At 69.9% G+C, this 19,596-nt stretch carries 20 protein-coding genes and 3 pseudogenes; 11 read left to right on the top strand and 12 right to left on the bottom strand.

The window, feature by feature from the left end; genetic code table 11:
- Positions 1 to 726, bottom strand: a 726-nt coding sequence (locus NN2_RS33215) for an acyltransferase family protein (protein ID WP_156511544.1), incomplete at its 3' end; no start/stop codon positions are given.
- Positions 727 to 914: 188 nt separating this feature from the next.
- Between NN2_RS33215 and NN2_RS33210 the strand changes: the two genes are divergently transcribed.
- From NN2_RS33210 to NN2_RS33195, 4 genes are all read left to right on the top strand, one after another.
- Positions 915 to 1,514, top strand: a complete 600-nt coding sequence (locus tag NN2_RS33210) for a TetR/AcrR family transcriptional regulator (protein WP_063018990.1) — start codon at positions 915 to 917, stop codon at positions 1,512 to 1,514.
- Between the two features lie 9 nt (positions 1,515 to 1,523).
- Positions 1,524 to 1,988: a nitroreductase family deazaflavin-dependent oxidoreductase gene (locus NN2_RS33205; RefSeq protein WP_063018988.1), complete on the top strand. Its 465-nt coding sequence runs from the start codon at positions 1,524 to 1,526 to the stop codon at positions 1,986 to 1,988.
- 90 nt (positions 1,989 to 2,078) lie between these two features.
- Positions 2,079 to 4,472, top strand: coding sequence for a beta-glucosidase family protein (locus NN2_RS33200; protein WP_063018982.1), 2,394 nt, complete (start codon positions 2,079 to 2,081; stop codon positions 4,470 to 4,472).
- A gap of 115 nt (positions 4,473 to 4,587) precedes the next feature.
- Complete coding sequence (locus NN2_RS33195) at positions 4,588 to 6,651, top strand: neutral/alkaline ceramidase (protein WP_156511543.1); 2,064 nt, start codon at positions 4,588 to 4,590, stop codon at positions 6,649 to 6,651.
- A 9-nt stretch (positions 6,652 to 6,660) separates the two neighbouring features.
- Here NN2_RS33195 and NN2_RS33190 read toward each other — a convergent pair whose 3' ends face one another.
- Complete coding sequence (locus NN2_RS33190; RefSeq protein WP_063018978.1) at positions 6,661 to 7,275, bottom strand: TetR/AcrR family transcriptional regulator; 615 nt, start codon at positions 7,273 to 7,275, stop codon at positions 6,661 to 6,663.
- A gap of 100 nt (positions 7,276 to 7,375) precedes the next feature.
- Between NN2_RS33190 and NN2_RS33185 the strand changes: the two genes are divergently transcribed.
- The gene (locus NN2_RS33185; protein ID WP_063018976.1) at positions 7,376 to 8,209 is read left to right on the top strand and encodes an alpha/beta fold hydrolase; all 834 of its coding nucleotides are present in this window, start codon (positions 7,376 to 7,378) and stop codon (positions 8,207 to 8,209) included.
- Between the two features lie 25 nt (positions 8,210 to 8,234).
- Here NN2_RS33185 and NN2_RS33180 read toward each other — a convergent pair whose 3' ends face one another.
- The 3 genes from NN2_RS33180 to NN2_RS33170 all read right to left on the bottom strand — a co-directional run bounded on the left by NN2_RS33180 (position 8,235) and on the right by NN2_RS33170 (position 10,312).
- Entirely contained in the window at positions 8,235 to 9,302 is a 1,068-nt protein-coding gene (locus NN2_RS33180; RefSeq protein WP_063018974.1) for a DoxX family protein, read from the bottom strand.
- Between the two features lie 83 nt (positions 9,303 to 9,385).
- Complete coding sequence (locus NN2_RS33175; RefSeq protein WP_227462811.1) at positions 9,386 to 9,871, bottom strand: universal stress protein; 486 nt, start codon at positions 9,869 to 9,871, stop codon at positions 9,386 to 9,388.
- Positions 9,872 to 9,880: 9 nt separating this feature from the next.
- The gene (locus NN2_RS33170; protein WP_030515781.1) at positions 9,881 to 10,312 is read right to left on the bottom strand and encodes a MarR family winged helix-turn-helix transcriptional regulator; all 432 of its coding nucleotides are present in this window, start codon (positions 10,310 to 10,312) and stop codon (positions 9,881 to 9,883) included.
- Between the two features lie 202 nt (positions 10,313 to 10,514).
- Between NN2_RS33170 and NN2_RS33165 the strand changes: the two are divergent.
- The 6 genes and pseudogenes from NN2_RS33165 to NN2_RS33150 form a co-directional block, all read left to right on the top strand.
- Positions 10,515 to 11,384, top strand: a pseudogene (locus tag NN2_RS33165) (MFS transporter); the annotation flags it as partial.
- Between the two features lie 429 nt (positions 11,385 to 11,813).
- Positions 11,814 to 11,921, top strand: a pseudogene (locus NN2_RS37530) (phosphotriesterase family protein); the annotation flags it as partial.
- 5 nt (positions 11,922 to 11,926) lie between these two features.
- A complete protein-coding gene (locus NN2_RS37970) occupies positions 11,927 to 12,157 on the top strand; it encodes a QsdR family transcriptional regulator (RefSeq protein WP_169812478.1) in 231 nt (76 codons plus the stop codon).
- Positions 12,154 to 12,561 (top strand): annotated as a pseudogene (locus tag NN2_RS33160) (phosphotriesterase family protein); the annotation flags it as partial. The gene NN2_RS37970 and the pseudogene NN2_RS33160, both read left to right, overlap by 4 nt.
- Before the next feature lie 88 nt (positions 12,562 to 12,649).
- Positions 12,650 to 14,170, top strand: a complete 1,521-nt coding sequence (locus tag NN2_RS33155; protein ID WP_063018992.1) for a class I adenylate-forming enzyme family protein — start codon at positions 12,650 to 12,652, stop codon at positions 14,168 to 14,170.
- Positions 14,171 to 14,242: 72 nt separating this feature from the next.
- Positions 14,243 to 15,601: a TIGR01777 family oxidoreductase gene (locus NN2_RS33150; RefSeq protein ID WP_063018972.1), complete on the top strand. Its 1,359-nt coding sequence runs from the start codon at positions 14,243 to 14,245 to the stop codon at positions 15,599 to 15,601.
- A gap of 6 nt (positions 15,602 to 15,607) precedes the next feature.
- On the opposite strand, the gene NN2_RS33145 is transcribed toward NN2_RS33150, so the two are convergent.
- From NN2_RS33145 to NN2_RS37965, 7 genes are all read right to left on the bottom strand, one after another.
- A complete protein-coding gene (locus tag NN2_RS33145) occupies positions 15,608 to 17,422 on the bottom strand; it encodes a complex I subunit 5 family protein (RefSeq protein WP_063018970.1) in 1,815 nt (604 codons plus the stop codon).
- A complete protein-coding gene (locus NN2_RS33140) occupies positions 17,422 to 17,769 on the bottom strand; it encodes a sodium:proton antiporter (RefSeq protein WP_063018968.1) in 348 nt (115 codons plus the stop codon). Before NN2_RS33140 ends, NN2_RS33145 begins: the two co-directional genes overlap by 1 nt.
- Positions 17,766 to 18,515, bottom strand: coding sequence for a hydrogen gas-evolving membrane-bound hydrogenase subunit E (mbhE, locus tag NN2_RS33135; protein ID WP_063018966.1), 750 nt, complete (start codon positions 18,513 to 18,515; stop codon positions 17,766 to 17,768). The genes NN2_RS33140 and mbhE overlap by 4 nt, the downstream gene beginning before the upstream one ends.
- Positions 18,512 to 18,754 carry a DUF4040 domain-containing protein gene (locus tag NN2_RS33130; protein WP_064906952.1) on the bottom strand — a complete coding sequence of 81 codons (243 nt, stop codon included), beginning with the start codon at positions 18,752 to 18,754 and terminating at the stop codon, positions 18,512 to 18,514. Before NN2_RS33130 ends, mbhE begins: the two co-directional genes overlap by 4 nt.
- Entirely contained in the window at positions 18,754 to 19,050 is a 297-nt protein-coding gene (locus NN2_RS33125; protein ID WP_063018962.1) for a monovalent cation/H(+) antiporter subunit G, read from the bottom strand. Before NN2_RS33125 ends, NN2_RS33130 begins: the two co-directional genes overlap by 1 nt.
- The gene (locus NN2_RS33120) at positions 19,043 to 19,294 is read right to left on the bottom strand and encodes an MrpF/PhaF family protein (RefSeq protein WP_030518389.1); all 252 of its coding nucleotides are present in this window, start codon (positions 19,292 to 19,294) and stop codon (positions 19,043 to 19,045) included. Before NN2_RS33120 ends, NN2_RS33125 begins: the two co-directional genes overlap by 8 nt.
- Positions 19,294 to 19,596 (bottom strand): hypothetical protein (locus tag NN2_RS37965; protein WP_218022092.1); only part of this gene is annotated, 303 nt, incomplete at its 5' end. The genes NN2_RS33120 and NN2_RS37965, both read right to left, overlap by 1 nt.

Raw genomic sequence — 19,596 nt, 5'->3', positions numbered from 1 at the left:
GCGCAGTACCCGCGGCACGCGCAGCGAGGCGGCGGCCAGTGCCAATCCGGCGCCGACCAGTAGTTCCCACGCCCGCGCGGCGCTGTCGTAATAGTTCCAGCCCTGATGGGTCGCCGAACCCTGCGCGGCGTACAGGAACGAGGCGAGCGCGGCGACCACGATCACCGCGGCCAGCGCCGGGCGCATCGCGCGCTTGCGCCCGAGTCTCCGGCACACCCATACCGTGGCGGCCACCACGAGCAGGGCCGCGAGGTAGTACTGCCCCTGTACCGACATCGACCACAGGTGTTGCAGGGGGCTCACCGACGGATCGGCGGCCAGATAGTCCGACCAGGTCGTCGCCAGCCGCCAGTTCTGGTAGTAGAGCAGCGACGCCAGGGTCTGGCCGGCCAGATCACCCCACTGCGTGTACGGCCGCAGCGTGACGGTCGCGACCACGACGGCGCCGAGCACCACCACGAGCGCGGGCAACAGCCGGCGGGCGGTGCGCCGCAGAGTGAGGCCGATGCCGACCTCACCGCTCGACTCGGCCCGGCGCAGCAGCGAACCGGTGAAGAAATAGCCCGACAGCACCAGGAAGATGTCCACCCCGCCCGACACCCGGCCGAACCAGATGTGGAACACCACCACCAGCGCGATGGCCAGTCCGCGCAATCCGTCCAGGTCCCGGCGGTAGCCGAGCGCTCGCGCGCGATCGACGGCCGCCTCCGTCACCGTCGCGGGCATGGCGGCGCGGCGGTGTAGAGGGGATGAACGGAAGGGGTGCATGACACGACAATTCCCTATCACACCGTCCTGACCCGGGACCAACTCCGCGAGCGTGGCGCACGGCGGGTCGACGGCCTCTTGTGGAGGTTCCCGCCGTCGCGGTATAGTTTGGTCATTCGCCCAAGGCGAACGACCAAGGAGGTGCGTTGGTCACCGCGGAAGAACAGGGCCGCGAGACGCGGGCCCGGCTGATGGACGCCGCGACGGAACTGATCGCCGAACGCGGCTGGGGAGCGGTGACGACCAGGCTCGTCGCCGAACGGGCCGGGGTGCGGGCCGGGCTGGTGCACTATCACTTCCGATCGGTGGACGACCTGCTGATCGACGCGGCGCTGCGGATGATGCGGCGGCTGGTCGACGACGTGCCCACCGACCTGCTCGGCGACACCGCGGCCGGCATCACCGCACTGCTGTCGCTGATCGGCGGCTACGACGACACCGACACCGATACCCGGGTGTTCAGCGAAATGCTGCTCGCCGCCACCCGGCACGAACGGCTGCGCGCGGGCCTGGCCGCCGTACTCGCCGAATTCCGCGCCGCGATCGCCGCCCGGCTGCGCGCCGACGAATCCGTCCCCGATCCGGAGGCGACCGCGGTCGTGCTGGTGGCCGCGCTGGACGGCCTGGTTCTGCATCGCCTCATCGACCCCGGAACCCGCGCACTCGACCTCGGGACGCCGCTGCTGCGGATCGCGGGCGTGCGGGGCGACTCGGGCGACGAGCGGCCCCGGTTCACTGTCGACTAGGAGATCACCATGGCATTCGCCGAATTCGCCGCCGGGCTGGGTGCGCGGGCACTGCACACCAGGATCCTGGTCCGCGCCCCGATCGGGCTGTATCGCGCGGGTCTCGGATTCGTCTTCGGGCACCGGCTGCTGATGATGGAACATATCGGCCGCACGAGCGGCGCGAAGCGGCACGTGGTGCTGGAGGTGGTCGACCGCCCGGGGCCCCGCGAGTACGTCATCGTGTCCGGCTTCGGCACGCGCGCCCAGTGGTACCGCAACATCCAGGCCGACTCGAACGTCCGGCTGTGGGTCGGCACCCGGCGCGCGGTACCCGCGACGGCTACGGCGATGACCGAGGCCGAATCGGCGGCGGCGCTCGCGCACTACATCCACGACCACCCCCGGGCCTGGCAGAACCTGCGCGCGGTGATCGAACGAGCGACCGGCGCGCCGGTCGACACGCTGCCGATGGTCCGGTTGCGGTTGCGCTAACCCCGACGCGCGCCAGGTAATACGGCGCCGACCCGCCGATATCCCGTAGCGTCGAGGCCGATTCGCAGTCGAGACGAAACGGGGCAGCCGATGCACGACCGGATCGAGCAGCTGGCAACGCAATTGGATCCGGCGGCCGAACTACGACTCATCTCCGGAGCCGGAATGTTCCGTCTGGCCGGGGATTCCGCGATCGGCCTCGCCGAGATGCCGGTATCCGACGGGCCGTCGGGTGTGCGCGGCGAGAACTGGGACGAACGTGATCCCTCGGTGAGCCTGCCGTCGGGAACCGCGCTGGCCGCCACCTGGGACCGGGACCTGCTCACCGAGATCGGGGCCCTGATCGCGGCGCAGGCCCGGCAGAAGAACGTCTACGCCGTCCTCGGGCCCACCGTGAACCTGCACCGATCTCCGCTCGGCGGAAGACATTTCGAATGCTTCTCCGAGGACCCGATGCTGACCGCGGAGATGGCGGCCGCGTATGTGCGTGCGGTGCAGGCACACGGCGTCGCCGCCTGCCCGAAACACTTCGTGGCCAACGATTCCGAGACCGACCGGTTCACCGTCGACGTCCGCGTCGCCGCGCGCGCCCTGCACGAGCTGTACCTGTATCCGTTCGAACGCGCGGTGCAGGCCGGGGCGTGGATGGTGATGGCCGCCTACAACAGCGTCGACGGCATCACCATGACCGAATCGCCGCTGCTGGACGAACCCCTCAAGGGCAGTTGGGGATTCGACGGCGTGGTCGTCTCGGACTGGACTGCCGTGCGCAGTACCGAAGGCGCCGCGCGCGGCACCGACCTGTGCATGCCGGGCCCGTCGCCGCTGTGGGGTCCGGCCCTCGCCGACGCGCTCGCGGCCGGCACCGTGCCGAAGTCCGCGATCGACGACAAGGTCCGGCGCATCCTGCGTTTCGCCGATCGCGTCGGCGCCCTGGCCCCGCACGAGCCCGAGCCGGTGCCCGACTTCACCGCCACACAGGCCCACGATCTGGTGCGCCGCGCCGCCGCGGCCGCGATGGTGCTCGTGCACAACGACGGTGTGCTGCCGCTGCCGCCGCGGACCTCGGTGGCGTTGCTGGGGCCCGCCGCCGCGCAGCCGCGGTACATGGGCGGCGGCAGCGCGACCGTGATCCCCGACCACACCGTCACGCCGGTCGAGGGTCTGTCGGCGGTGCTGCCGGTCACCCACACGCCGGGGGTGCGCACCGGTGACGACCTGATACCTGCGCCGCTGGACCTGGTCACCGACCCGGCCACCGGCACACCGGGGCTGTGCCTGCGCTATCTGGACGGGGAGCGTGTCCTCGACACCCAGCACCGCACGGCGGGCCGGCTGGTGCTGTTCGGTGATCCGCACGCGGCGGCCGCGTCGGCGATCGAACTGCGCGCGCGACTGCGCGCCGATGTGGCGGGCGAGTGGCAGCTCGGTGCCGCGGCGCTCGGTCACTGCGTGATGGAACTCGACGGCGCGACCGTGATCGACACCGATATCGCCTTCGACGGTTCGGATCCCGTTGCGGCACTGCTGGATCCGCCGCAGCGCCGCGTGGCGTGCGAACTCGCCGCCGGCCAGGAGGTCGACGTCCGGATCACGGTCGGATCGGGTGCGTCGGCGGCCGCGGGGCTGGGCATGATCCTGGGCGTCGGGTTGGTCGTGGCGCGGCCGGAACGCGCGCCCGAGGAGGAATTCGCCGCGGCGGTCGAGGCCGCGCGCCGGGCCGAGGTGGCCGTGGTGGTCGTCGGCACCACCGAACAGCTGGAGAGTGAGGGGCGCGACCGGGCCACCCTCGCGCTGCCCGGCCGTCAGAACGACCTGGTCGCCGCGGTCGCCGCCGTCAATCCGCGCACCGTGGTGGTCGTGAATTCCGGTGCCCCCGTGGAGATGCCGTGGCGTGACGACGTGGCCGCGGTGCTGCTGTCCTGGTTCCCCGGTCAGGAATTCGGCGCCGCACTGGCCGACGTGCTGACCGGCGCGGCCGAACCCGGCGGCCGGTTGCCGACCACCTGGCCGAAGGAACTCGCCGACGTGCCGGTCCGCGACACCACGCCGGACTCCGAGGGCACCCTGAACTACGACGAGGGCGTGCACATCGGCTACCGCGCCTGGCTGCGGGCCGGTGTGCAGCCGGCGTATCCGTTCGGCCACGGACTCGGCTACACCGTGTGGGAGCTGAGCGATCTCGCGGTGGACGGCCACGACGTCGAGGTGACCGTGGCCAATATCGGCGAGCGGACCGGTAAGCAGGTCGTCCAGGTCTATCTGTCCCGTGAGGACAGTGCGATCGAGCGGCCGGTGCGATGGCTGGCCGCGTTCGCCAGCGTCACCGCCGAACCGGGCGGGGTGCGCCGGGTGCGAATTTCGCTGCCGCAGCGAGCCTTTCAGGACTGGACCGACGCGGGCTGGGACACCGAACCCGGTCCGTTCACTGTGCACGTCGGCACCTCGGTGATCGCACTGCCGCTGACCGCGCCCATCGAGTAACCCGGCCCGGTGGGGAAATCGGGGCTGGCGTACTGGACGAGTGACCAGTAATCTCCGGTGCACACGGTTGGAGGAGGCGGTCGCAGCGTGGCGGCCGGAATCGAAGGAGCGATCAGTGACGTTTACCCGGCGATCGATGCTGGCCGGCACCGTGACCGCGGCCGTGGCCGCGGGAGTGGGGGCCACCGCTTCCGCGGGGGCGGCACCGATCCGGGTCACCGGCGACGAGGCGGGATATCTGGTCGGCGCCGGCATCGCCGATGTGACCGGCGCGGTCGCCGGGCAGGGCATGATGGGCTACTCCGAACTCGACCAGGTCGCGACCGGGCTGCTCATGCGGACCTGGGCGCGCGCCTACATCGTGGTCGACCGGGCCAGTGGCGAGCGGGTGGCCTTCGTCAACGCGGATATCGCATGCCTGTTCCAGTCGGTCCATCTGGCCGTGATGCAGCGGCTGGCACAGCGATTCGGTGCCCTGTACACCGAGCGCAACGTCAACCTGAACGCCACCCACAATCACAATTCCTGCGGTGGCACCGCTCGCGAATACGCCTATTCCCTTGCCGCATACGGCTTTCAGAACAATTCCCATCAAGCCGAGGTGGACGGTATCGTCGCGGCGCTGGTGGCGGCGCACGAGAATCTGGCGCCGGGCACGCTGTCGCTCGGGCACGGCGAACTGCACGACGCCTCGGCCAACCGCTCCCGGGTGGCCTTCGACCTGAACCCGCCGGACGACAAGGCCGCATTCCCGAATGCGATCGATCCGCAGGTGACGGTGCTGCGATTGCGGCAGGGCGGCAAGGACATCGGCGCGATCACCTGGTTCGCGACGCACGGGACATCGCTTACCGACGCCAATACGCTCATCTCGGCCGACAACAAGGGCTATGCCAGCTACCGCTGGGAGCACGACGAGATGGGAGTGCGTCCGGGCGCCGGAAAGCCCGGCTTCGTGGCGGCGTTCGCGCAGACCAACGCCGGTGATATGACGCCGAATATCGGACTCACGCCGTGGCATCCGTCGGGGCCCACCGAGGAAAACCGGCTCAACTGTTCTCTCATCGGCGAGCGCCAATATCGCGCGGGCCGTGCGGCTTTCGATGCGGCGCGGCCGATGCGCAGCGGGGGAGTGGATGCCGCGCTGCGTTATCTGAACATGGCCGATACCGCCATCGACGGGTCCTACACGCCGGACGGCAAACCGGCCCGCACCGCGCCCGCCATGATGGGCGCCGCGGCCGCCGCGACCAGTTCGGAGGACAACTGGAAGACCCAGCTGTCGTTCCTGCAGGAAGGCAATGCGGATCCGGTCGTCGCCGCGCTGGGCGGACTGGACGGCCCCATCGAGCAGTGGATGCGGGATGTGCAGGCGCCCAAGTTGATCGTGGCGCCGCTGGGTGTGCTGCCGCCGCGCCCGTGGGTCCCGCTGACGGTGCCGATCCAGATTCTGCGGATCGGCGATCTGGTGCTGGCCTCGGGGCCGGCGGAATACACGGTGGTCTCGGGGTTGCGGATCCGGCGGGTGGTGGCGCACGCCCTGTCCGTCCCGCTGGAAAACGTGCTGCTGCAAGGCTATTCGAACGGGTACTGCGGCTACGTGACCACGCCGGAGGAATACGCCTCCCAGCAGTACGAGGGCGGGGAAACGCTGTTCGGCCGCTGGACCCTGCCCGCCTATGTGCAGGAATTCGATCGGCTGGCCCGTGCGGTGGCCGCACGCGTCGACCTCGGCCGCGGCCCGGCCCCGCTGGACTGGACCGCGGGCTTGCAGCCGAATCTGCTGCCGCCGGTGCCGGCCGATGTGCCGATGACCGGGCGCGCATTCGGTGAGGTGATCACCGGTCCGAAGCCCGGCTACGGTCACGGCGATACGGTGACGGTCGAGTTCTGCGGCGCCCACCCGGCCAACGACTTGCACACCGGCGGAAGCTATTTCGAGGTACAGCGCGCCGAGGGCGAGCAATGGCGGGCGGTCTTCGACGACAACGACTGGTGCACCGAACTGCACTGGTCGCGCCCGCCCGGCCAGCCCGCGGCCTCGCGGATCGCCATCCACTGGACCGTGCCCGCCGACGCGGAAGCCGGGCGCTACCGCATCGAATACCGCGGTGACCGCCGCGACGGTGACGCCGCCGTTCCGTTCACCGGCACCACGGCCGAATTCAGCGTGGGCTGATCGGTTAATTCATCCCTCGGACATCGTTGCGGGGGAGTGGGTTTCGGTGAGCGTGTCGAGATAGGCGGCCATCGCTTGCCCGGCCGATTCGATCGGGGCGGTCGAGCGCAGGGTGCGGCTGAGTATGAACGCACCCTCCAGGGCGCCGAGGACCGCGATCACGAACGTATGGGCCGCGGGGGCGGGCAGTCCGCGTGCGCGGAAGTACGCACTGCCCTGGTCGATCCAGGACTGCATCACCTCGGCGGTCACCTCCCGCAACGCCGGTTCGCTGTCGGCGATCTCGCCCGCGACCGTGCCGACCGGGCACATGTTCATCCAGCCGGACTGCTCGATCTGTTCGGCGGCGGCGTTGAACGCGGCCACCACTGCCACCCGCAGGTCCGGGTACGGGTCCATCAGCAGCGGTAGCAGCTGGATGTAGGCGGCGCCGCTGGTACGCAGCGCGGCGGCCGCGATCTGCTGTTTGCCCTGCGGGAAGTGGTGATACAGCGACCCGATCGGAGCCCGCGCGGCGGCGGTGATCTGTTTGACGCTGGTAGCGCCGTAGCCCTGGCGGCGCATCAGTTCCGCGGTCGCGGTGACGATGCGCTCGACGGTCGGGGTTGACACGGTCTCGGACATCCTCCCATACTAGAACACACACTCTAGAGCGAACGTTCTACGAGGTGAACGCGTTGTTCACAGCGTCGTCGCGCGATTCCGATGCGGAGGTGGCAGGGGTATGCCGGTCGTCGAAGTTCCCGCCGGTCCGATTCATTACGTCGAGGAGGGCCAGGGGCCGCCGGTCGTGCTGTTGCACGGACTGCTCATCGATCACACGGTCTGGGACCGGGTGATGCCGTTGCTGCCCAGTGGTTTTCGCTATGTGCGGCCGGTGCTGCCGCTCGGCTCGCATCCGGAACCGATGCGGGCGGACGCGGATCTGAGTATTCGCGGCCAGAACGTGGTGCTCGCCGATTTCCTCGACGCGCTGGACCTGCGCGAGGTCACCCTGGTGCATTCCGACTGGGGCGGCGGACTGTTCCTCACCGCGTACGGCCTCGACAAACGGGTCGCCCAGTTGATCGTGTTGCCGTGCGAGGCCTTCGACAACTTCCCGCCCGGGCTGCCCGGGAAGCTGGCGGTGCTGGCGTTGCGCGTCCCGGGCGCGCTACCGATCGTGCTGCGTCAGTTGCGCATCGGGCTGTTGCGCCGCTCGTCGCTGATCTACGGGCAGATGGCGCGTTATCCGGTACCCGACGAACTGATGCGCGGCTGGACCGAACCCGCCCTGCGAAATCCGGATATCGGCCGGGACGTGCGCAAATACGGCCGGGTGTTGCCACCGGCCGCGCAGCTGATCGCCGATACCGAAGCCTTGCGGAACTTCCCCGGACGTGCGCTGGTGCTGTGGTCCCCGCAGGCCGCGCCGATGCCCCGCGACCACGGGCGCCGCCTCGCCGAACTGTTGCCCGCGGGCCGGCTGGTGGAGATCGACGACGCGTACGTGCTGTCGATGCTCGATCAACCCGAGGCCGTAGCCGCGGCGATGACGGCGTTTCTCACCGGCGCCTGATCCGGCGCCGGTGAGAAACGATGTGTCACTTGCCGTTTCGAGCTTCGGCCAGACGCTCGCGAGCCGTCTCCGCACGCTCGCGGGCGGCTTCGGCCGCCTTCTCGGCGCGCTTGCGGGCCTGGCGCGCGAAGATCGACCCGCGCTGCTTGGCCACCTCGGCCCATTCGCCACCGTGCTCGCGGGCGGCTTCGGCCCATTCGCTGCCGCGGTGCTTCGCGATCTCGGCCCATTCGCCCCGGTGATCGCCCGCGGTGTCGGCGAGTTCCGCGCTCTTGCGCTTGGCCAGCTCGGCCCAGTCGCCGCCGTGTTCGCGGGCGGCCTCGGCCAGATCCGCGCCCCGTCGCTTGGCCAGCTCGGCCCACTCGCCGCGATGGTCGAGAGCGGTGCCGGCCAAATCGGCGCCTCGGGTGCGCGCCAGTTCCGCCCATTCGGTGCCGTGTTCGCGGGCGGCCTCGGCGAGTTCACCGCCGCGCGACTGGGCCACCGAAGCGAGTTCGGCGCCGCGCGACTGCGCCACCGAGGCCAGGTCGGCGCCCTTGTCGGCGGCCACCGCCGCCAGTTCCCGGCCGCGGACGGCCTGCTGCTGCAGGCGATCCCGCACCGTGTCGGTGGTGGCGGCGGTGAACGGGAGGGCGGCGGCGGCTTTACGCGCGGCCCGGCGACCCCGCCAGCCCAGCGAGGGCTTGCCCTCGGTGTCGGCCGCGGCGATGAGCAGGCCACCGAGCAGACCGACGTCCTTGAGGAAGGCCGTGCGCTTGGCGGCACGCTGCTGCGCATCCGATTCGTTCCAGAAGTCCTGCTCGGTCACGGTGGCCGGGATGACGGTCACCGCCAGCGCCAGCGACGAGAGCCGGGGTGCGCGATTCAGCGCGAGCAGCGTTCCGGCGCCGACCCGGACGATGGCATTGATCCGCACCACTTTCGCCGGATCGGAGGGCAGTTTGGCCGATACCGAATCCGGCAGCCGGTGTTCCCCATGGGATACCAAGGTGGTGGCGGCCTGCGCCCGGGGCTCGGGATGCATCAGAGTGTCGACTCCGTCGACGACGAACACCGATGCCAGCAGCGGTCGGGCAAGGCGGCGAATCAACATAGTGAAAACCCTTTCCTCAACGGTCTCGTTCCGGCGGGTTCCCCCGATGCCGCGTCCCAATCACTTCGGGACGCCGACGGAGCTCAGGGCACGACAGTAACCGGCCAGCGCCCCGCTTTCACCAGACGCACCGCGACCGAGCCGATAATTCGGTGCCCGGCCTTCTCGGACGCGCCGACCACGACGCCGTCGGCCTTCAATTCGTCGGCGGCCTCGGCCAGCACCGTGAACGGATCGCCACGGCGGGTGATGAACTTCCAGCGGGTGCGGTAGACGTCTTTGACCTTCTCCGCGTGCTCGCGTACCTGCCGGGCCAGATCCTCGGCCATCTCGGCGGTCGCGCCCTGGACGTCGACGCCGTAGGCGCCGGCCATGGCCATCCACGGCTGGACGTAAACCATTGCCAGCAGGGAGTTCTGACGCCGGGCCAATCCGGCCGCATAGGCGGTCGCGCGCCAGGAGGCATCCGAACCGTCGATGCCGACCATGATCACCCGGGGCCCGTCGGTGCCCAGTTCGAAACCCGACGACAGGCCGGGCGCCCACTCCGGTGTTGTCTCTTCGGCCACGACCCGAGCCTAGAGCAGCCGCAACAGATCGTGCAGGGTGCGCAACTGCTCGGCGGACAGCGCGGTGAGCGTGGGCGGCGGCGGATCGGGAGTGGCCATCGCCTGCGCGATCACCTCCCGCCCGGCATCGGTGATGGTCACCAGCTTGCGCCGCCGATCGTCCGGAGCGGTTTCGCGCGAGACCAGACCGCGGGCCTCGAGATCGTTGACCACCACGGTGGTGGCCGGCGCGTCCATGGTGGCCACCCGGGCCAGTTCCTTCAGCGGCAGCGGACCGGGCAACAGTCGCCGCAACACGCGGAATCTGCTGAACGGCATGCCCATTCGATCGACCACCGCGCGCTTCCAGGTGTCGCGGGTGTCCTTGACGACATCGGTCAGCACGCGCCAGACCTCGTCGGGCGTCGGCTCCGCGGCGACGGTGAGCTCGTCGTCAGACACGGGCGGGCTCCTTGTGTTCGAGCAGGGGCGCGATCCGGTCGCGCGAGCGCAGTGCCCATCCGGTGTTGGCGGCGATGCCCAGCACCCCGACGCCCGCCGCGAGAGCGGCCACCACCCACCACAGTCCCGCCCCGGACAGCAGCCCGCACAGCGCGACTCCGACGCTGACGCCGATCTGGCGGCTGGTCGAGGCGACCGCCGCGCTCCCGATATCGACATGCTGATCGGGGCGCGCTTCATCCAGGCCGTCGGCGGCTCGATGCTCAATCCCGTCGCGATGTCGATCATCACCACGGTCTTCACCGGCCGCGTCGAACGGGCGCGAGCGGTCGGCGTCTGGGGCGCGGTGGTCGGCATCTCCACCGCGATCGGCCCGATGGTCGGCGGCGTGCTGATCGACGCGCTGGGCTGGCAGTCGGTGTTTTGGATCAATCTGCCGATCTGCGCGGTCGCGCTGGCGCTGACCACGCTCTACGTCCCGGAATCGAAGTCGCGGACCGCACGCGGGATCGACCCGCTCGGCCAGGTGCTGGCTGTGGTGGTGATGTTCACGCTGGTCTTCGGGCTGATCGAACATCGCCCGGAGATCTTCGGCATCACGGCCGTGGCACTGGCCGGATTCCTCTACGCCGAACGGCGGCACCGCTCGCCGTTCATCGATCTGCGGTTCTTCCGCAGCGTGCCGTTCGCGGCGGCCACCGTCACCGCGATCTGCGCGTTCGCCGGACTGGGTGCCTTCCTCTTCAGCGCTTCGCTGTATCTGCAAGGCGTACGGCATTATTCGGCTGTGCACACGGGACTTCTCTACCTGCCGATGGCGCTGGGGATGCTGATCTGCTCGCCGCTGTCGGGCCGGCTGGTCGGCCGCTTCGGCACCCGGCCCTCGCTGGTCGCCGCCGGAATTCTGATGACGACGGCCGCGGCGCTGCTGACCACGCTGCGGCCCGATACCCCGGTCTGGCAGCTCGTCGTGATGTTCGCGATCTTCGGCGCCGGTTTCGGCACCGTGAACCCGCCGATCACCACCGCCGCGGTCAGCGGGATGCCGATGGATAGGGCGGGCGCGGCCTCGTTCGAGGGTGTCGAGAACGAGGGCCGCACCGGATCCCGTGGCGGTGGTGAAGACCTTGCGGTAGGTGCGTTCGGTGGCTTCGGCCAGCACGGTCGCGATGAGGTCGTCCCGGTTGCCGACGTGCCGGTACAGCGTCGCGCGTCCGATGCCCAGGTCGCGGGCGAGCACCGACATGTCGAGTTGTTCGCCCGCCAGGTACAGCTTCGTCGCCGCGTCGACGGCGCGACGCCCCTCGGAAGTAGCGATCATGTCGTCCATCTCCTCATACCGCGGCAGGCCGTGCCGGCTCGGCGGCCGTATCGAGCTGGTTGACGAATCCTCGACTCTGAGACACACTTGCGCAGTGTCTCACACAGGATGGCGTGGATCACATTGTTCCGGTGGTCTTCATGGCTGTCCTGCTCGTCGCCGATACCCCCGAGGAATTCGATGTCTACCGTTGAAACCGTCCGTGGACCCCTCGACACCGCCGCCCTGGGCAAGGTGCTGATGCACGAGCACGTTTTCGTGCTCGGCGAGGAGATGCGGCAGAACTATGGGTGATGAACGCGGTCGCCGAGTCCGAACCGCTGCGGACGCTCACCAGTCGCGAACCGGCGCTGTTCATCCGGCTCGCGCTGCTCCCCGGCAGGATCGAATCGACGTCGGCGCGCATGGTCGCCGAACTGCTCGACAGCGAACAGCGCCAGGGAAATCTGACGTTGCCCTTGGCCCCCGACGTCCTGGCCGAGGCCATCGTCCGCATCTGCGACGCGCACCTCTACGCACCCTGATCGCGCAGAAGGTGCTCGCGGAGGAGGGGGTGGATCTCGGCAAGGTCGTCATCGGGCACTCGGGCGACAGCACCGATCTGGATTATCTGTGCGCACTCGCCGACGCCGGCTCCTATCTCGGCATGGACCGATTCGGACTCGACGTCTTGCTGCCGTTCGAGGAGCGAGTCGACACCGTGGTGCGACTGGTCGAGCGGGGGTACGCCGAGAAGATGGTCCTCGCCCACGACGCGGCGTGTTTCATCGACTGGTTCTCCGAGGAGGGCAAGGCCGCCGCCGTGCCGAACTGGAACTTCACCCATATCAGCGACGACGTGCTGCCGGCGCTGCGGGCGCGCGGCGTCACCGACGAGCAGATCGACACCATGCTCGTCCACAACCCGCGCCGCTATTTCGGTGCCTGAGCTCTGCACGGGCCGTGATGTGTTGCGCGCCCGGCGAAGTGCGAACGCGGCCGATCGAGGAGATGCACTGATGACAACCGAACCCGCGGTGATCGAGATTTCGCGCCGCGACAATCCCTTTCCGCGCACCGGCATCGCCGAACGTGACGGTGTCGCGCACTACACCGGCCTCCCGGCGACACTGCTGGATATGCTGCGCGCCCAGGTGGAGACGCGGCCCGAGAGTGAAGCGGTCGTCGAACTCGGAGCGGATCGCCTGACCTATCGGCAGTTGTGGGAGCGTGCCGCTCGGGTCGCCGGCGGTCTGCGTGCGGCCGGATTGGAACGCGGAGACCGTGTCGCGGTGCGGTATCCGGCCGGGGTCGACTGGGTGCTCGCCTTCTGGGGCACGGTGATGGCGGGCGGAATCGCCGTCGCGGTCAACATCCGCTCGGCCGGGCCGGAGGTCGAGTTCGTGCTGGCGGATTCGGGCGCACGGATCGACCTCGCTCCCGGCGTACCGCTTCCCGACGGCGATCCGGTTGTGACGCAGGATCTTTCGGCTTCCGACAGCGCGGCGATCTTTTACACCTCGGGCACCACGGGCCATCCCAAGGGTGTGCCCACCACGCACGAGGCGTTCGTGACCAATGCCGAGAACATGGTGCGCTGCATCGGACTGCCCCGCGATATCGGCGAGGGTATGCGGACGCTGATCTCTGTGCCGCTGTTCCACGTGACCGGCTGCAACTCCCAGCTGCTGACCGCCGTCCATCTCGGTGGCACCGCGGTGATCATGCCGGCGCTCGGTGTTCCAGAGCTGATCGCCGCGCTGTCGACGGAGCGGATTTCGTTCCTGGTGACGGTGCCGGCGGTCTATGCGCTGATGTTGCGGCACCCCGACTTCGCCGGCGCGGACACCGCCACCGTGCGCTGGGTGGGCTACGGCGGCGCGCCGATCGCACCGTCGCTGGTGCTGTCGTTGAAAGAGGCGTTTCCCAACGCCCAGGTCTTCAACGGATACGGCATGACCGAGACCGCGTCGCTGATGACGGTGCTGCCCGACGGCGACGCCGTCGACCACGCCGATTCGGTCGGCTACGCGGTGCCCTCCGTCCAGCTCGGCATCGCCCCGCTGGGCGAGGAGCCCGGCGTCGGCGAACTGGTCGTGCGCGGGGCGAATGTCACCGGCTGCTATTGGAATCGGCCCGAGGCCGACGCCGTCACCATCATCGACGGCTGGCTGCACACCGGTGACGTAGTCCGCGTCGACGACGCGGGGCGGGTGCACATCGTCGACCGGATCAAGGACATCATCAACCGTGGCGGGGAGAACGTCTCCAGCGTCGAGGTCGAAGCGGTCCTGCTCGCGGCGCCGGGTGTCACCGACGCCGCCGTACTCGCCGTGCCGGACGCGGTCATGGGGGAGAAGGTCGGCGCCGTGGTGGTCCCCGATCCGGGCGGGCTCGACATCCCCACTCTGATCGAGCACTGCCGGGAACGGCTGGCCGACTTCAAAGTGCCGCAGTATGTGACCGTGGTGGGCGAGCCGTTGCCGCGCAACGCCGGCGGCAAACTGCTCAAGGCCGCGTTGCGGGAGCGGACGACGTGGGGCGACCCGCTGCGGTGAGAACGGCGACGCCGCCCGGCGGTGCCGGTGGCCGGCAGTTTCGGGCCGGTGTGGCGGGGGTACTGCCGCCTCATGGGTTTCGAATCGGCGAATGTCGTGGACTTTCCGCAGGCCGAGGTCTTCGAATGGTTCACCCGGCCCGGTGCGCTGACCAGGCTGGCGCCGCCGTGGCAACCGGTGCGGGTGGTCCGCGAGGCGGGATCGCTGAAGGACGGGCGCGCCGAACTGGCGCTGCCCGGCAACCTGCGCTGGGTGGCCCGCCACGACCCGGTCGCCTACGACCCGCCGCACCGTTTCGCCGACGAACTCGTCGCCGAGGGCCCCGCCTCGGCCTTCGCGCACGTGGTGCCGTGGCGCCACACCCACGGCTTCGAGGCCGTCGACGCGGGGCGCACCCGGATCGTCGACGAGGTGGATACGCCCGTGCCCGCCGCGCTGCTGCGGCCCATGTTCGAATACCGTCACCGGCAGCTGGCTGGTGATCTGGCGGCCCACGCCCGGGCCGCCGAGAACGGCCTGCGATCGTCGACCATCGCGATCACCGGCGCCTCGGGACTGGTCGGGACGGCCCTGACCGCATTTCTGCGAACCGGCGGCCATCGCGTGATCCGGCTGGTGCGCGGGACCGCGCGCGAACGCGACGAGCGGCAGTGGGATCCGGCCGCGCCCGCCGCCGATCTGCTGGACGGAGTGGACGCGCTGATCCATCTGGCCGGGGCGCCGATCGCGGGCCGGTTCACCGACGAGCACAAACGCCGCGTGCGCGACAGCCGCGTGGGACCCACGCGCGCGCTCGCGGAGCTGGCCGCGCGAACCGGATTGCCGACCTTCGTCGGGGCCTCCGCGATCGGCTATTACGGTTACGACCTCGGCGATCGCGTGCTCACCGAGGACAGTCCGGCCGGTGACGGATTTCTGGCCGAGGTGGTCTCGGCCTGGGAGGACGCCGATCGGCCCGCCCGCGAGGCCGGGGTCCGGGTGGTGCGGGTGCGGACCGGGCTGGTGCAGTCGCCGGCCGGCGGGCTGCTGCGCTTGTTGCGGCCGTTGTTCAGTGCCGGATTGGGCGGGCCCATCGCCGGTGGGCGGCAATGGATGTCGTGGATCGGCATCGACGACATGATCGACATCTACCACCGCGCGCTGTGGGATACCGCGCTGTCGGGTCCGGTGAACGCGGTGGCACCGCATCCCGTCCGCAACGCCGAATACACCCGCACGCTGGCCCGCGTCGTCCACCGGCCCGCGATTCTGCCGGTGCCGCAGGTCGGTCCGGCGCTGCTGCTGGGCGGGCAGGGCGCGCGGGAGCTGGCCGCGGCGAGTCAGCGGGTGGAGCCGGCCCGGCTGCTGGCCACGGGCCATCACTTCCGCACCGACCGTCTCGAACCGGCGCTGCGGCATGTGCTGGGCCGGCTCGAGGCGCCGGGGGAGTAGACCGCCTCATCCCACCCACAGCAGTCCGATGACGGCCGCGCAGCCGAACACCAGCCACGCCGCGTAGTCGCCCAGATGCCCGCTGTGCAATCGGTGCAGTCCCTGCCGCACCGCCATCACCGCGGATGATCGAGAAGTATTGTCGCCCAGTCTGTTTCGCCGGTGGATGCCGAGCAGGGCGAGCGTCACCGCGGCCCCGGCGGACACCAGGCCGAGGATCGTTCCGTGCAGCGTCCAGCTCAGGTCCGGCGCGGACTGCGCCGAGACGACTCCCGACAACGCCCGGTCTCGATAGCCGATCCGATCGCAGAATTGCGCGGCCGCCGCGGCCACTTCACGGCCGAATCGTCCCGGAAGTCCGCTCAGCACACCGGCACTCAACAGCGCGAACACCGCCGCGAGCATCGTCGCCGGAATGCGGCCGGGCGGGGTGTCGGCATCGGGAGTCTCGTGCGCACCGGTGGTTTCGTCCGCCTCCGACGCCGGCCGGGGTGGACGGCCGACGCCGAAGAATACGCGCAACCCCACCCGCAGCACCGCGGCGCCGGTCAGCGCCGACACCGCGACCACGAGCACGGTCAGCGGTACCGAATGCGCGGACTCCTCCAGCAGCGATTTACCGAAACCGGTGCCCGACAGCGGAATTCCGCTCAGCATGAGTCCGCCCAGCAGGAACGCCGCGCCCACCACCCGGTGTCGCCGGGCGCGACCGTACAGCCGCACCTCGTCGAGAGATCGATACCGCGACAACAGAATTCCCGCCATGAGGAACAGCGCGCCCTTCACCGCGGCGTGCCCGGCCAGATATACCGCCGCGGCCGCCACGCCCTCCGGAGTCAATGCGGCCAGGCCGAGCAGGAACAGTCCGATGTGCGCGATGGTCGAATAGGCGAGCAGTCGCTTGATATGGCGCTGCAGGACACACATCACGGTGCCCAGCAGCGCGGTGCACACGGCCAGCACCAGCATCATCCGATGGACGCCCGCGGCCGGCAGCACGGTGTCGAACACTGCCCAATAGACCCGCGCCACACCGTAGATCCCCAGCGGCGCCATCGCGCCCGAGAACAGGACGCACACCGGAGTGGGGGCGACCGCGTGCGCGTCGGCCAGCCAGAAATGAAACGGCACCGCCGCCGCTTTCACCAGCCAGCCCGTCGCGATCAGCCCGAATGCGATGAGCACCAGCGCATCCGGCGTGCGCTGCGACAGCGCCAGGCTCAACTGCGGCAGACCCAGCTGACCGGTTCGCGCGTAGAGCAGTCCGATGCCGAACAGGCACAGATAGGCGCCCAGCGAATTGACGACCGCGAAGCTCAAGCCGCCCTGCACTGCTTCGGGCTCCTCGATCTCGAGACCGGTCAGGGCGTACGCGGCCACGCTCATCAGCTCGAAGAAGACGAACATGTCGAACAGGTCGCCGGTGAGGGCGTAGCCCGCCATGCCCGCGGTGAACAGCAACAGCAGAGCCGGATAGTGCGCGCGCACGGTGTCGAAATAGCGCCAGCCGAACAGCAGCGCCGTGGTCGCGAGCACGGCGATCAGCAGCACCATGGCCGCGCCCAGCCGGTCGGCGATCAGCACGATGCCCACCGCGAACCGCGGCCCGGGGTGCCAGCCGCCGACCCAGGTCACCACCGCGCCCGACCCCGTCGCGGCCAGCAGCCACCCGGCCAGGATCGCGGTGGCCAATGCGGTGAGCAGCGCCAGGGCGTCGACAAGGCGACGGGGTGCGATCCGCCCGAGGAGCAGCAGTACGCAGGCGCCGGCGATCGGCACCGTGACGATCAACGGCGGCAGCGCGCTCGCGGAACCGCCCATCAGCCGCGCAGGGCGTGTAGCTCATCGGGCACCACGGTGCCGTGCCGCTTGGCCACCTGGATCACCAGCGCCAGCAGCAGCGCGCTCACCGTCGCCGACACCACGATGTCGGTCAGGGCCATGGCCTGCACCACCGGGTCCACCACCGGCGAACCGGGCGGATTGGCCTGCCCGAAAATGGGCGCGGTCGCCCCCTTCCGATATCCGACGGCCAGCAGCAGCACGTACGTACTCGACTGGGTCACCGATACGCACACCACGGTGTGGACCAGATGGCGGCTGCGGACGACGCCGAACAGTCCCATCAGCAGGATCCACACCGCGACCAGATACGGGAATACGCTCATCTCGCCCCTTCGTCGGCGCCCAGATACTCCTCGAGGAACTGGGCGAGCAGTACGACGACGCCGCTGCCCACCGCGATGCCGACCGCACAGCTGAACAGTGCGACGGTGCCCGCGGAGAACAGATGTCCGCTCGTGCCCTTCGGCAGGAAGTTGGACAGGAATCCGGTGCCGGCCGCCAGCCCGGCGGCGCCGAGTGCGAGGACCGCGCCCATGCCGACCGCTTCCCCCGTCTCGTACCAGACCAGCGGCCGGACCCGCCGCAGTGCGCGATAGTCGCCGGCCACATATAAGAGGTGCAGGCCGGTGGCCAGCACCACCCCGCCCTGAAAGCCGCCGCCGGGGGTCAGGTGGCCGTGCACGACGACGTCGGCGCCGATCAGCAAGGTCACCGGCAGCAGGACATAGCCGGCCAGGCGGGTGGCGGCCAGCAGCGGTGGACGCGACGACGGGTCGATCGCCGGACGCGGTGGCCGGGGCTGGGAGGTGCGGCGCAGCAGTGTGGCGGCCCCGACCACGGCCGCCACCAGGATGGCTTCCTCGCCGAGGGTGTCGAACCCGCGCTGATCGAAGTTGATGGAGGACACCACATTCGGGCTGTTGCGGTGCAGCGCCTCGGTCACCGCGGCATCGCGGTAGGGGTGGAAGTCGTTGCCGAAACTCGGAATTCGCAGTATCGCGACGATCAGCGCGACACCCAGTCCGAGGGCTCCGGCGGCGACCACCACGAGGCGCGCCCGGGTGCTCACGAGCGTCTCCGCCGGCGCACCGACCGCACGGCCAGCAACACCATCAGTGGCACCACCGCGGTGCCGACCGCGATCTGCGACAGTGCGACGTCGGGTGCGCCGAGCAGCAGGAACAGTGGCGACAACAGCGCCCCGTAGACGCCCAGCGTCACCGCCTGGCGCTGCGGGTTCTCGGTGCAGACCACGACGGTGGCCGCCACCGCCACCAGGACCAGTGCGAGGATGATCAGTACGTCCATCACGATTTCCGTTCGCCCAGAACGACATTCAGCTTGCCGATCGCCGCCGACGACACCGGCGCGGTGACCCACAGCAGTGCCGCGGTGAGGGCGACGATCGCGGTGGTGAGACCGGCGCCGTAGTCCAGCAGGACCGCCAGTGTCAGCAGCGGCCCGGTCACCGACGCGAGCATGCCGGGATAGTGCAGCCGCGCGTACACCCCGCGCGGTCGCAGCGCCGACCAGGACGCCGCCACCGCCACCACGACCGCCGCGCCGAGTACGACGCCGGCCGCGATCGTGGCGGCATCAGTCATCGCCGGCCCCGGTCAACCGGGTGAACACCAGGGTTCCGGCGAAGGCGAGCAATGCCAGCACCGTCGCCACGATCAGATAATCGGGGCGGCGAACGGCGAGGCTGATCGTGATCAGCGCCAGCACCGCGACTGTTCCGACCATTTGCATTCCGACCAGCCGGTGGGCCGCGATACCGCGTGCGGACAACCAGATTCCCGGCGGCAGGGCGCCCGCCAGCAGGGCGATCGAGGCGACGGTCCACATCAGCGTCGCCGGTCCGGGTCGCGGACCGCGCGTTGCAGCGCGGACTCGGGCAGCGGCAGGGTGTGCAGCCTGATCCGGGAATGTTCGGGATCGGAGTAGACCACCAGGGAACCGGGTGTCGCCGAGAGCAGAATCGTCGCGGCCGCTTCCCGTCCGTCTCGCTGTGCGGTCGAACCGGTTGCGGGCAAGGGTAATTCGATGAACCGCCCGGCCGGACGCCGACCGCGCGCCACCAGCGCGAGTGCTCCGGCGCCGTCTCGAACCACGGTGAGGGCGGTGCGCGCCACCCACTGCGGCAACCG

It is taken from the genome of Nocardia nova NBRC 15556, from assembly GCF_001613005.1.
Lineage (GTDB): Bacteria > Actinomycetota > Actinomycetes > Mycobacteriales > Mycobacteriaceae > Nocardia > Nocardia nova.
This window is presented reverse-complemented; position numbering and strand designations above follow the sequence as displayed.